The sequence below is a fragment of the Mesorhizobium sp. M0909 genome (assembly GCF_040319515.1).
Classification (GTDB): Bacteria; Pseudomonadota; Alphaproteobacteria; order Rhizobiales; family Rhizobiaceae; genus Mesorhizobium.
In genome coordinates, this window is record NZ_JAMYOA010000002.1 from 93,531 (window position 1) to 106,870 (window position 13,340).

12 protein-coding genes are annotated in these 13,340 nt (G+C 63.7%); 6 read left to right on the top strand and 6 right to left on the bottom strand.

Features of this window, described 5'->3' with window-relative positions:
• Positions 1-10: 10 nt before the first annotated feature.
• The 4 genes from NKH83_RS03035 to NKH83_RS03050 form a co-directional block, all read right to left on the bottom strand.
• The gene (locus NKH83_RS03035) at positions 11-811 is read right to left on the bottom strand and encodes an ABC transporter permease (RefSeq protein WP_352478301.1); all 801 of its coding nucleotides are present in this window, start codon (positions 809-811) and stop codon (positions 11-13) included.
• The gene (locus NKH83_RS03040; protein ID WP_352802061.1) at positions 804-1,724 is read right to left on the bottom strand and encodes an ABC transporter permease; all 921 of its coding nucleotides are present in this window, start codon (positions 1,722-1,724) and stop codon (positions 804-806) included. The genes NKH83_RS03035 and NKH83_RS03040 overlap by 8 nt, the downstream gene beginning before the upstream one ends.
• Complete coding sequence (locus NKH83_RS03045; protein WP_352802063.1) at positions 1,724-2,818, bottom strand: ABC transporter ATP-binding protein; 1,095 nt, start codon at positions 2,816-2,818, stop codon at positions 1,724-1,726. The genes NKH83_RS03040 and NKH83_RS03045 overlap by 1 nt, the downstream gene beginning before the upstream one ends.
• A gap of 139 nt (positions 2,819-2,957) precedes the next feature.
• Entirely contained in the window at positions 2,958-4,625 is a 1,668-nt protein-coding gene (locus NKH83_RS03050; protein ID WP_352802065.1) for an amidohydrolase, read from the bottom strand.
• Positions 4,626-4,766: 141 nt separating this feature from the next.
• On the opposite strand from NKH83_RS03050, the gene NKH83_RS03055 reads away from it, so the two are divergent.
• From NKH83_RS03055 to NKH83_RS03080, 6 genes are all read left to right on the top strand, one after another.
• Positions 4,767-5,798, top strand: a complete 1,032-nt coding sequence (locus tag NKH83_RS03055; RefSeq protein ID WP_254816993.1) for a histone deacetylase family protein — start codon at positions 4,767-4,769, stop codon at positions 5,796-5,798.
• A gap of 204 nt (positions 5,799-6,002) precedes the next feature.
• Entirely contained in the window at positions 6,003-7,646 is a 1,644-nt protein-coding gene (locus tag NKH83_RS03060) for an MFS transporter (protein WP_352802067.1), read from the top strand.
• Positions 7,647-7,783: 137 nt separating this feature from the next.
• On the top strand, positions 7,784-8,644 hold the full coding sequence (locus NKH83_RS03065; RefSeq protein WP_352689977.1) for an FAD binding domain-containing protein: 861 nt from the start codon (positions 7,784-7,786) through the stop codon (positions 8,642-8,644).
• On the top strand, positions 8,644-9,120 hold the full coding sequence (locus tag NKH83_RS03070) for a (2Fe-2S)-binding protein (protein WP_352802070.1): 477 nt from the start codon (positions 8,644-8,646) through the stop codon (positions 9,118-9,120). Before NKH83_RS03065 ends, NKH83_RS03070 begins: the two co-directional genes overlap by 1 nt.
• A gap of 16 nt (positions 9,121-9,136) precedes the next feature.
• On the top strand, positions 9,137-11,401 hold the full coding sequence (locus NKH83_RS03075) for a xanthine dehydrogenase family protein molybdopterin-binding subunit (protein WP_352802263.1): 2,265 nt from the start codon (positions 9,137-9,139) through the stop codon (positions 11,399-11,401).
• Entirely contained in the window at positions 11,401-11,646 is a 246-nt protein-coding gene (locus NKH83_RS03080) for a MoaD/ThiS family protein (protein ID WP_023675441.1), read from the top strand. The genes NKH83_RS03075 and NKH83_RS03080 overlap by 1 nt, the downstream gene beginning before the upstream one ends.
• Before the next feature lie 193 nt (positions 11,647-11,839).
• Here NKH83_RS03080 and NKH83_RS03085 read toward each other — a convergent pair whose 3' ends face one another.
• Both NKH83_RS03085 and NKH83_RS03090 read right to left on the bottom strand, forming a co-directional pair.
• A complete protein-coding gene (locus NKH83_RS03085) occupies positions 11,840-12,259 on the bottom strand; it encodes an Ohr family peroxiredoxin (RefSeq protein ID WP_352478285.1) in 420 nt (139 codons plus the stop codon).
• Between the two features lie 56 nt (positions 12,260-12,315).
• Complete coding sequence (locus NKH83_RS03090) at positions 12,316-13,335, bottom strand: alpha/beta fold hydrolase (RefSeq protein ID WP_352802265.1); 1,020 nt, start codon at positions 13,333-13,335, stop codon at positions 12,316-12,318.
• Between the last annotated feature and the right edge of the window lie 5 nt (positions 13,336-13,340).

Sequence of the window (13,340 nt, forward strand, 5' to 3'; positions counted from 1 at the left end):
ATTTTCATGTCTAGTCCCGTTTCCTGCTGATGAAGAAAAACAACGTCACGATGGCGACCGACAAGAGCAGGAACACGGTCGATATCGCGTTGATCTCCGGCGTTATCCCTCGACGTATCTGGCCAAGCATGTAGGTCGGCAGCGTGTCCTGGCCGCCCGATTTCACGAACTCGGTGATGACAACATCGTCGAGCGAGATGACGAAGGCCAACATCAGTCCCGCCAGAATGCCGGGCCACAGCAGCGGCAACGTGATGCGCCTGAACGTCTGCCACGGCGTCGCATAGAGATCGGCGGCGGCGCGCTCCAGCGTCAGGTCCATGTTCTCCAGCCGCGCCCGGATCGGCAGATAGGCAAAGGGAATGCAAAACGCCGTATGCGCGGCGATCAGATAGCCGAGCCCCGAATAGCCGGTGAATATCTTTATGCGCGAAAAAAAGATCAGCAACGCCACGCCAGTGACGATCTCGGGCACCATCAAAGGCTGGTTGATGGCGGCATATTTGAAGGTCAGGCCGGGATAGGGTGGCGTGCGCGTGGTAGCGAGCGCCGCCATGGTGGCGAAGACGGTGGCCAGGATCGCCGCCGTGGCGCCGATCTGAAAGGAGCGCAAGGTGGCGTCTATGACTTGCGTGTTCTGCCACGCCGACTGAAACCATTTGAGCGAAAAGCCGCCCCATTCCGACGTCGAGGTCGCGGCGTTGAAGGCATAGACGACGAGCACGACGATCGGCAGATAAAGCACGACGAAGCAGGTGGCGGCGATCGCGGTGAAGCCGGACTGATGCTTGATGGAGAAGCTGCTAGCCATGACGCATCTCCGATTGTCCGGCATTGCGCACATAGGCAAGCAGCGCCACCATGACGATGACCATCACGGCGATCGACAGCGCCGAGCCGAGCGGCCAGTTGCGGCCTTGCCCGAACTGCAATTCAATCAGGTTGGAAAGCATCATGTTCTTGCCGCCGCCCAATAGGCTCGGCGTGACATAGGCGCCCAGCGCCGGGATGAAGACGAGGATCGAGCCAGCGACGACGCCGGGCTTGGCCAGCGGGAAAATGATGCGCCTGAGCACCTGGAAGCGCGTCGCATAAAGATCGTATCCCGCTTCGACCAGCCGGAAATCGAGCTTCTCCATGCTGGCATAAATCGGCAGCACCATTAGCGGCAGATAGACATAGGCCATGCCGATAAGGATCGCTGTGTCGGTGAAGAGTATCTGAACCGGAGAGGAAATGATGCCGAGCTTGAGCAGCACCGTGTTGATCAAACCCTCGTTGCGGATGATCTGCAGCACGGCGAAAGTGCGGATCAGCAAGTTGGTCCAGAACGGTATGGTGATCAGGAACAGCCAGAGATCGCGCGTCTTCTCGCTGCGCGTTGCCATGAAATAGGCGGTAGGAAAACCAAGGACCAGGGTGGCGAGCGTGGTCACGATGGCAAGCTTGATCGAGCGCCAAAAGATGGTGACATGGGCAGCGGCGAGCGACAGCGTGTCGTCGAAGATGTCGCGTTCCATGAACACCGAAATCCACGCCTCCGGCGAGAATTGCCACTTCACGTCGCCATAAGGGCCGGGCGTCAGGAACGAATAGACCAACACGATCAGCAATGGGCCGGTCGCTGCCAGGAAGATGATCAGCAGGGCTGGCGCCGACAGCAGCCAGCGGTCGCGGATGTCGCGCCGTTCGGCCGCCTTGGCGACTTCTTCCGCGCTCACCATCAATCCCTCAGCACTTGCGCGGCGTCGTTGCCGATCGAGACGCCGACCTTGTCGCCCCGCTCGAAACCGCAGCCTGCGCTGCGCGTGTTCTGCTGGCGCACGGTGAAGGCTTCGCCGCTATCCAGTTGGACATGAATATGGGTATCGGTACCGAAATAGACGATGTTTTCGACGGTTCCGGAAAGATCGCCCTTGCCGCCGGTCAGCTTTGCGTGTTCCGGCCTGACCACCAGGGTGGCATTCGCCTTCGGCTGGAAGCCCTCGGCCACCGTCGCGTCGATCGTCGCGCCGGACTTTAGTGTCGCGCGCGCCTTGCCGTTGCCGATGCCGGTGATGGCCGCGGTCAGGAAATTGGTTTCGCCGATAAAGTCGGCGACGAATCGCTCGGCTGGCTTGTCATAGATGTCCCAAGGTGTGCCGACTTGCAGGATCTTGCCGGCCGACATCACCGCGATGCGGTCCGACATGGTCAGCGCTTCTTCCTGGTCATGGGTAACGAAGATGAAGGTGATGCCGGTCTGGTGCTGCAGCCGTTTCAGTTCGATCTGCATTTCCTTGCGCAGCTTGTAGTCGAGCGCCGACAATGGCTCGTCGAGCAACAGCACTTTTGGCTGCGGCGCCAGCGCGCGCGCCAGTGCGACACGCTGCTGCTGGCCGCCGGAGATCTGGCTGGTGCGGCGGGCACTCAGCGCCTCCATCTTGACCAGCTTCAGCATCTCGGCGACGCGCGCCTTGATTTCGGTCTTCGGCTTGCCCAGCATCTCCAGGCCGAAGCCGATATTCTCGGCCACCGTCATGTGCGGGAACAGCGCATAAGACTGGAAGACGGTGTTGACCGGCCGCTTGAACGGCGGCAGCGGCGCGATGTCCTGGCCGTGCAGCAGGATTTCGCCTTCGCTGGGGAAGTCGAAGCCAGCGATCAGCCGCAGCAGCGTCGTCTTTCCGCAGCCCGACGGCCCTAGCAGCGTGAAGAACTCGTTCTCGCGGATAGAAACAGAAACCGTGTCGAGAGCGGCGACTTGTGCGTCTCCGTTGCCGAACACCTTGCGGACGCCGCGAACCTCGATTGCACTCTTACCCGGTTGATCCGGCACGCATTACCCCATTTTCATGTCCGCTCTTGATGGCGGATCCAGTTCCCATTCGATTGTCAGCATATGCCGGTCGGCTTGGCAACCGTGCATCTGAATCTCGGTTCAGGACGCAAGCCCCGTGCCATCGTCAGTGTCATCATCAAACCTGATAAGTGATCTTGCCGCCGCAGATGGTGCTGACCGGATGCACCTTGTGCAACGAAGCCGGTTCAGTCGCCTCGATATCGGCCGACAGCACCACCAGATCCGCCAGATAGCCTGGTTTCAGCCGGCCCTTACGGTGCTCCATGAATTCGGCATAGGCGCCTTCGACCGTGTAGCCGGCAAGCGCCTCGATCAGCGAGAAGCTCTGGTCGGGGTCGCCTTCTGCCCACGGTTTGCGCAGCATCGCCGCCTGAATGCCCAAGATCGGGTCGACCCGCGACACCGGCCAGTCGGAAGCGAAAACGACATGCGCGCCCGCCTGCTTCAGCGTCCGCCAGGCATAGCTGAGCGGCCATCTTTCGCGGCCGATGCGCGAAAGCGTCGGTTCCAGCGGGAAGTCCATGGCGCCGGGCGGGTGCGGCGGCTGCATCGAGGCGATGACGCCGAGTTCGGCGAAGCGTGGCACGTCGGCGCCGGTGATGACCTCGATGTGCTCGACGCGGTGCCGGCTGTCGCGCCTGCCGTTCTTCCGCCGCGCCGCCTCGTAGCCGTCCAGAACCGCGCGCACCGCGCCGTCGCCTATCGAATGCACGGCGATCTGCAGGCCGCGTCGGTCGGCCTCCAGCGCCACCTCGGCGAAATGCTCCGGCGTGAACAGCGGCTCACCGCGCCAGCCCGGCCGGTCGGCATAGTCATCGACCATGACCGCGGTCCAGCCTTCCAGCACGCCGTCGTAAAACATCTTGACCATGCCGGACGACAGCCATTCCGATCGGTAGGCGGAGGCCATCCTCGACGCTTTTTCCAGCCTGTCGAGCGTCATGAAGTTCTTGAAATGAAAAGGTATCTTGGTCCGGCAGAGCAGCCGCCCTTCCTGCTCCAAACCGGCAATCAGCTCGAGCTGGTAGAGGTTGCCGTCCATGTTCTGGATCGAGGTGATGCCGTGGCGGGCGCACCATTCCAGCCCGCGATACATCAGGTCGCGATCGGCCGCGACTTCGGCGGCGGAAGGATAAGGGTCGGGCTCGCCGCCTGTCGCAAGGCCGAGCCGCACCCGGTTCTGCCCGGAAAGCTCGAGGATCGGCCCGAACGCCTCGCCCTCGCGCAATTCGCCGGCCGCAAGGCCGTCGGCGCCCATGACGATCTCGTTGCCGGGCCCGAGTTGCCTGCCGTGCAGGATGCCGGCCAGCTCCAGCGCCTTGGTATTGGCCCACATCGTGTGGTGATCGGAAGCCGACATCGCGAACGGCCGATCGGCGATGATGCGGTCGAGATGGTGGCGGGTGACCGGCTCTTCCCTGGACAGGATGGTGTAGTCGACGCCGGCCCCAAGCAGCAGCTTGGCGTACGGTCGTGCCGCCGCGTAGGCGCGGATCGCTTCGCTCAGCGCATCGAAGCCATGCACGCCCTGAAGGTGCAGATTGTCGAGTTCGGCCGCGCCGCCGAAAAGATGCATATGCGCTTCGATGAAGCCCGGCACCACCGACCCGCCTTGCGCATCGATGACCTTCGTGGCCGGCCCTTTCAGCGCCTCGACCGTCCGGCGATCGCCGACCGCCAGGATGTTGCCGTCCTTTATCGCCACCGCCTCGGCCGTCGGATTGCCTTCGTCCATGGTCAGCACACGGGCATTGGTGACGATCAGGTCGGCATTTGAACTCATGATTACCCGCGGTTCGGTTGCGCTGCCGGCAGGCTAGACGACCGGCTGCCGGGCCAGCAAGCCATGGCTGGTTGGCCCAGCGCCTTGTGAAGGGCCATGCGGGACGGTTAGGGTCGCCGCGTCTCACCACGGAATAATTTCATGAAGACTGTTTTTTCGCCTCTCCATGCCGGCCATTCCGGCAATGTCGAATTGATCGCTGGCGCCATCGTGCCCGCATTTGAAAAGCCTTCGCGCGCCGAGTTCATCAGGGCGCGGGTGGAGAGCGAAAAACTCGGTCCGATCCTGCCGCCGGAAATCCACGACCTCGCCGCCGCCAGGAAGGTGCATGCCAGCGACTACATCGATTTCCTGCCGACCGTGTGGCCGCTCTGGGAAGCATCGGGCCGCAGCGGTTCGGCGATTCCCTTCACCTGGCCGACGCGCGGCCTGCGCGGCGACGTGCGCCCGAAAGGCATCGATGCGCTGCTCGGCTTCTACTCCTTCGACGGCGGCGCGACGTTCGTCAAAGGCACATGGGACGCGATCAAGTCGTCCTATGACGTCGCGCTGACCGCCGCCGCGCTGGTCAAGGCCGGCGAGCCTTCGGCCTTCGCGCTCTGCCGCCCGCCGGGGCACCATGCCGGCGCGGCCTTCATGGGCGGCTACTGTTTCATCAACAACGCCGCCGTCGCCGCGCAGTGGTTTCGCGACCATGGCGCCGCGCGCGTGTCGATCCTCGACGTCGATTATCACCACGGCAACGGCACCCAGGAGATCTTCTATCGCCGCGGTGACGTGCAGGTGCTGAACCTGCATGGCGATCCGATGACCGAATATCCCTTCTTCCTCGGCCATGCCGACGAACGCGGCGAGGGCGACGGCGAAGGCTTCAACGACAATTACCCGATGCCCTTCGGCACCGGCTGGGAGGTGTGGAACGCCTCACTCGAGGATGCCTGCACGAGGCTTTCGGCTTATGCTCCTGACGTCGTCGTGGTTTCACTCGGCGTCGACACCTTCGAGAAGGACCCGATCAGCCAGTTCAAGCTGAAAACGGGCGACTATCCCAGGATCGGCCGCCGCATCGCCAGGCTCGGCCTGCCGACGCTGTTCGTCATGGAAGGCGGCTACGCCGTCGAGGAGATCGGCATCAACGCCGTCGGCGTGCTGACCGGCTTCGAGGACCGCTAGAGGCGCTGCCGGTGCCCGCAACTCATATGGCGCACTCGGCGCGGCGAGCGCCACGGCGGGCCGGCGCTATCGTGTTGTTGGACCATGATGTTTTTCCAGAATGCGTTCGCCCTTTGCGAAATGATGTTCTATTTTTTGAATCCATGGCTTTGAGGGGCCGAATTCATCGGAAGAACAAACGCATTTGAGCCCGGGAAAGCATTTATGAGGGACGACACACCGGAAAGCGAAAGCGCCTCGGCGCTGGCGCCGTTCCGGCACGGCATCTTCCGGGCGGTGTGGTCCGCCAGCCTCGTCTCCAATTTCGGCGGCCTCATCCAGGGCGTCGGCGCCGCCTGGATGATGACGACGATCGCCACCTCGTCCTACCAGGTGGCATTGGTCCAGGCCTCGACCACCTTGCCGATCATGCTGTTTGCGCTGCTGGCCGGCGCTATCGCCGACAGCTTCAACCGGCGCAAAATCATGCTGATCGCGCAGATCTTCATGCTCGTCGTCTCGGCTCTTCTGACCGTCTTCACCTATCTCGACCTGATGACGCCGTGGACGCTGCTCGCCTTCACCTTCCTGATCGACAGCGGCACCGCGCTCAACAGCCCGTCCTGGCAGGCTTCGGTCGGCGACATGGTGCCTCGCGCCAAGGTGCCGGCGGCGATCGCGCTCAACTCGATGGGCTTCAACCTGACGCGCAGCGTCGGCCCGGCGATCGGTGGTATCATCGTTGCCGCGGCAGGTGCCGCCGCGGCCTTCGCCGTCAACACGCTGAGCTATGTCGGCCTCATCGTCGTGCTGGCCCGCTGGAAGCCGGAACTGCCGGCATCGACCTTGCCGCGCGAGACGCTGGGCGCCGCAATGGGCGCCGGCCTGCGCTACGTCGCCATGTCGCCTAACATCGGCAAGGTGCTGGTCAGGAGCTCCGCTTTCGGCTTCAGCGCCGGCGCGGTCCTGGCATTGCTGCCGCTGGTCGCACGTGACGTCGTCAAGGGTGATGCCCTGAGCTACGGCATCATGCTCGGCGCCTTCGGCATCGGCGCCGTCGGCGGCGCGCTGATCAGCGTCAGGCTACGGCAGCTGCTGTCCAGCGAAACCATGGTGCGCACGGCATTCGCCGGTTTCGCCGTCTGCGCCTTCAACGCCGCCGTCAGCAATCATGCCTGGCAGACGTCGCTCGGCCTGCTGGTCGGCGGCGCCTGCTGGGTGACGGCGCTGTCGCACTTCAACGTCACCGTACAGATGTCGACGCCGCGCTGGGTGGTCGGCCGCGTGCTTTCGGTCTACCAGACCGCGACCTTCGGCGGTATCGCGCTCGGCAGCTGGGTCTGGGGCGTCGTCGCCGACGCGCATGGCGCCGAAGTCGCCCTGATGGCGGCCAGCGTCGCCATGCTGGCCGGAGGTGCCATCGGCCTGCTCCTGCCGCTGCCGCAGCAGGCGGTGCTCAACCTCGATCCGCTCAACCGCTTCCAGGAGCCGCATCTGGCGCTTGATCTCAAGCCGCGCAGCGGTCCAATCGCCATCATGATCGAATATGTCATCCGTAACGAGGACGTGCCGGAATTCCTCGCCACCATGGCCGAGCGCGGCCGCATCCGCCGCCGTGACGGCGCCCGCAACTGGACATTGGCGCGCGATCTTGAAAATCCGTCGATATGGATCGAGCACTACCACACGCCGACCTGGGTCGAATATATCCGCCACAACAGGCGCGCCACCTACGCGGACGCCGTCATCGGCGAGCGTATAAGGGCGCTGCACAGCGGCAACGAGCCACCGCGCGTCCGCCGCATGATCGAGCGCCCGACGACAGCCGGCACGGCGCTGGTCATGCCGAAGGGGCCGATCGAGCATTAGTGGCTGGCGGTGCGTCCAGTTGGACGAGCAAAATGAAATTGCGGCGCCTGGCCCAATCCGCGAATGCAAGAACAGGATGGCCATTGTGGAGAGACGGTTATATCAGTTGATGTGACTATGACCACTAAGGGGAGACGATGCGTTACATACGTCCGCTTTCAATTGAAGACGCCGCCGGCCTGTTGGCCAGTTCGGCCGGCACGGCCGCCATCCTCGCCGGAGGCAGCGACCTCTTGGTAAGAATGAAGGGCGGCTTTATCGAACCCGACCTGATCGTCGACATCAAGGCAATCGACGGGCTTGGCGAGATCAGGGAAACAGCCGAGGGCTTTAGCATCGGCGCGGCGGTCCCCTGCGCCGTGCTGGGCGAGAACACGGCCCTGCAGAAGGCATGGCCCGGCGTCGTCGAAGCGGCCAAGCTGATCGGCTCGAAGCAGGTGCAGGGACGCTGCACCATTGTCGGCAATCTCTGCAACGCCTCGCCGGCCGCCGACAGCGTGCCGGCGCTGGTGGCCGCTGGCGCCAAGGCGGTGGTCGTCGGCCCGGGAACCAGGCGCACGATTGCCGTGGAAGCGGTGCCGACTGGGCCGGGCAAGACGTCGCTGGCAAAGGGCGAGATCATCGAGGCAATCCTGCTCGACAAACGTCTGCCGCGTTCGGGCGATGCCTATCTGCGTTTCATTCCGCGCACCGAGATGGACATCGCGGTGGTAAGCGCCGGCGTGAACCTGACGCTCGATGAGCAAGGTCGCGTCAAATCCGCCCGCCTGGCGCTGGGCGCCGTGGCGCCGACGGTGGTTCTGGTCGAGGAGGCCGCCGAGGTTCTCATCGGCTCCAAGCTGGACGAAGCCACGCTGGAGAGGCTCGCCAAGGTCTGCTCGGGCGCCTGCCGTCCGATTGACGACAAGCGAGGCACTATCGAATTCAGACGGAAAGTTGCGGGTGTGCTGGCCAAGCGGGCCGCCACGACCGCCTATGCACGTGCAGGAGGCAAGTGATGGCCGGTGTAGCAGTCTCAACCACAATCAACGGCGACAATGTCGAGTACCTTTGCCAGCCGGACGAGACGCTGCTTGATGTCCTGCGCGATCGCCTGGGACTGACGGGCGCCAAGGAAGGCTGCGGCACCGGCGACTGCGGGGCCTGCAGCATTATCCTCGACGATCGGCTGGTGTGCTCGTGTCTGGTGCTCGGCGCTGAGGCCGAGGGCCGCCACCTCGAGACCATCGAGGGCATGGCGCATGGCGACAGGCTGCATCCGCTGCAGCAGAAATTCCTGGAGCATGCCGCACTGCAATGCGGCGTCTGCACGCCGGGCTTCCTCATGGCGGCCAAGGACCTTTTGGCCAAGAACCCCGATCCGACCGAGGAGGAGATCCGCTTCGGCCTCGCCGGGAACCTCTGCCGCTGCACCGGCTATGACAAGATCGTGCGTGCCGTTCAGGACGCCGCCATCGTAATGAAACAAGCGTGATGAAGGGAGCATGACGATGAATTTCGATCCGCGTTACTCCGGACGCAATTTCACCTCTGTCGGCACGCGTCCCATTCGTCCCGATGGTGTCGACAAGGTGACGGGCCGCGCACGCTATGGCGCCGACTTCAACATGGCCGGGCAACTGGTCGGGCGCGTTCTCAGAAGCCCTCATGCTCATGCCACGATCAGGAAGATCGACACGTCGAAGGCGGAGAAGCTCGCCGGCGTCAAGGCGGTGATCACCGCGGCCGACCTGCCCGACCTGACCGACGGCGATGCCGCCATGTACGACATCCTCGACAACTGCATGGCGCGCAAGAAAGCGCTCTATGACGGCCATGCCGTGGCCGCGGTCGCTGCGGTCGATGCCCGCACGGCGAGGCAGGCACTGAAGCTGATCGAGGTCGACTACGAGGTGCTGCCGCATGTCACCGACGTCGACGAGGCGATGAAGCACTCCGCACCCCTGATCAACGACGCCATCTTCACCGAGGGCCTCGAGGAAAAGCCCGTCAAACCTTCAAACGTCACCAAGCGCACCCAGTACGGCCATGGCGACATCCATGAAGGCTTCGGCCAGGCCGATTTCGTCGTCGAACGCTCCTTCAAGACCGAGCAGACGCACCAGGGTTATATCGAGCCGCATGCCTGCGTGGCCAATGTCAGCTCCGACGGTACCGCCGACCTCTGGGTCTGTACGCAAGGCCATTTTGTCTACCGCCAGCACTGTGCCCAGCTGCTTGGCATGGAAGCCTCGAAGCTGCGCGTCACCTCGTCGGAGATCGGCGGCGGTTTCGGCGGCAAGACCCATGTCTGGGCCGAGCCGGTGGCGCTGGCGCTGTCGCGCAAGGCCGGGCGGCCGGTCAAGCTGGTCATGACGCGCGACGAAGTGTTCCGCGCCTCCGGCCCGACCAGCGCCACCTCGATCGATGTTCGGATCGGCGCCCGCAAGGACGGCACGATCACGGCGGCCGAGGCGACGCTGCGCTATTCCTGCGGCCCCTATGCCGGCATGTGGGCCGAGATCGGCGCCATGACCGCCTTTGCCTGCTACAAGCTCGAGAACGTCAAGACGGTCGGCTACGAAGTGCTGGTCAACCGGCCCAAGACCGCGGCCTATCGCGCGCCGTCGGCGCCGATGGCAGCGTTTGCGGTGGAAAGCGCGGTCGACGAGCTGGCCAAGGAGATCGGCATGGACCCGGTCGAGTTTCGGATCAGGAACGCGGCGCAGGAAGGCACCAGATCGTCCTACGGCCCGGTATATGGGCCGATCGGCATCGGGCCGACGTTGGAGGCGGCGAAGAACCATCCGCACATGAAGGCTCCGCTCGGAAAGAACCAGGGCCGCGGCATGGCCTGCGGCTTCTGGTTCAACTTCGGTGGCCAGACCTGCACCGACCTCAACATCGGCATGGATGGCTCGGTCTCGCTTGCCGTCGGCACGGTCGATGTGGGTGGTTCCCGCGCGTCGCTGTCGCTGGTGGCGGCGGAGGAGCTTGGTATCCCCTATGAGCAGATCAAGACGGTGGTCGCCGATACCTCCAGCCTCGGCTACAACGATATGACGGACGGCAGCCGCGGCACCTTCTCGTCTTCGATGGCGACGATCTCCGCCGCTCGCAACGCCATCAAGATCCTGCGAGAACGCGCCGCGCAGATGTGGGACATACCCGTCGACGACGTGGTCTGGGAAGAGGGTCATGCGATTGCCAAGGGCGCGACGCACGGCAACCTTTCGCCGCTGTCGATGAAGGAGATCGCGGCCGCTTCCGGAAAGACGGGCGGACCCATCGCAGGCCATAGCGAGCTCGTCGCCGACGGCGCCGGCGTCTCCTTCGCCACCCATATCTGCGATATCGAGGTGGATCCCGAGACAGGCTCGACCAGGGTGCTGCGCTACACCGTCGTTCAGGACGCCGGCAAGGCGGTGCATCCGACCTATGTGGAGGGGCAGTACCAGGGCGGTGCCGCGCAAGGCATCGGCTGGGCGCTCAACGAGGAGTATATCTACGGCAAGGACGGGCGGCTGCAGAACCCCGGCTTCCTGGATTACCGCATCCCGGTCTGCTCGGACCTGCCGATGATCGACACGCAGATCCTCGAGATCCCCAATCCTAACCATCCTTACGGGGTGCGCGGCGTCGGCGAGACCTCGATCGTGCCGCCGCTGGCGGCGATCGCCAATGCGGTGTCGAACGCCGCGGGCGTGCGGATGACGCATATCCCGATGTCGCCGCCGCGCATCCTGGCGGCGCTCGAGGCTGAACGGGGAGGCTGATGGTCGAAGTAACGCTCTGGGGGTCGCTCGGCGCGATCGCGGGAGGCAAGAGCAAGGTCGAAATCGAGGCCAAGGATATTCGGGAGCTGTTCAGGAAACTGGCTGAACAGTATCCCGGCCTCGAGCCATACATCGATCGCGGCATCGCGGTGGCCATCGACGGGACGATCTATCGCGACACCTGGTCGAAGGAACTGCCGGAAGGGGCGGAGATTTTTTTGTTGCCGCGGTTGGCTGGGGGGTAGGTGAGGTCGTCGGCATTGCCTAGCATCAAGGTCTCAAACGTCGTTGATGGGGCCGACAACGGACCGGCAGCTTCGAGCCCGCGGATATCGAAAGCGGACATTCACGTCGAGTGGGCATGATCATGATCTGACCCCGAACAGACTGGGAGCGAGGTGCCAAAAGCTTCAACGCCGAAGAGCGATGTAGGTCAAATCAGACGATCCTCATTATGACATCGATATTGCCCCGTGTCGCTTTGGAGTAAGGACAAATCTCGTGCGCTTCATCCACCAGAATTTGTACCATATCGCGCTCCAGACTCGGCACGGCAATATCCAGTTGGACGCTAAGAAAGTGGCCGTTTTCTCCGTAGTTCAGATTCACCTCGGCCTCGATGCTCATCCCTGCAGGCAGCGCGATTTTTCGTTCGTGGGCCGCAGATGCGATTGCGCTTGCGAAGCTGGCCGACCAGCCGGCCGCGAGCAACTGCTCCGGATTGGTGCCGATGCGCGCCGATCCAGGCGTCGATAGCCAGATGTCCAGAAGGCCGTCGGAACTGCGCGAGGCGCCATTTTCGCGGCTGCCCGTGGTTGCGGTCCTGGCCGTATAGACAACCCTTGCGATGTGGCTCATTGGCATTCTTTTGCTGGTAGCGGTAACCGCCGCTTGGGCGGTTGCCGCGAACTCCATCAGGCGTCGGCTTCGACAACTGCATCGGCAAAGGCCTGCGGCGCTTCCTGGGGCAGGTTGTGCCCGATGCCGCCGGTGACGACCCGATGCGCGTATCTGGCCGGGAACATCGTGGCGTACACGCTGGCGTCCGGATGCGGCGCGCCATTGGCGTCACCTTCGAGGGTGATCGTCGGCACGCCGATGACCGGTGCCTGCGCGAGTCGCTCCTCGAACGCGTCGTATTGCTGCTCGCCGGCGGCGAGTCCGAGCCGCCAGCGATAATTGTGGATCACAATGGCCACGTGATCGGGATTGTCGAAGGCTGCGGCGCTGCGCTCGAATGTGGCATCGTCGAAATTCCACTGCGGCGACGCGAGTTGCCAGATCAGCTTGGCGAAATCCCGTGTGTATTTCTCGTAGCCGGCGCGGCCGCGATCGGTGGCGAAGTAATATTGATACCACCATTGCAGCTCAGCCTTGGGTGGCAGCGGCAGCTTGCCGGCTTGCTGGTTGCCGATGAGGTACCCGCTCACCGAGACCATCGCCTTGCAGCGTTCAGGCCATAGTGCGGCAATGATGTTCGCGGTGCGGGCGCCCCAGTCGCAGCCGCCAATCGTCGCCTTTTCGATGCCCAGCGCGTCCATCAGGGCGACAATGTCCGCGGCAATCGCAGACTGCTGACCGTTGCGCATCGTGTCATCCGACAGGAATCGGGTCGTGCCGTATCCGCGCAGGTAGGGCACAATCACGCGGTACCCCTTTGCGGCAAGCAGGGGAGCGACATCGGCATAGGTGTGGATGTCATACGGCCAGCCATGTAGCAGGATAACGGGCGGGCCGTCGGTCGGTCCAAGTTCCGCATAGCCGACGCTCAGCACGCCGGCCTCGATCCGCTTCAAGGGCCCAAAGGACGTCGCAGGCTCGCCAGTCGTCTGTTGCGCTTGTGCCGGGCCGATCAGGCCGAACTGAGTGGCGGCGACAGCCATCGCGGCGGCGCCAAAGAACCGACGGCGATCTTGGTCGATCTCATCCGGGATATTGA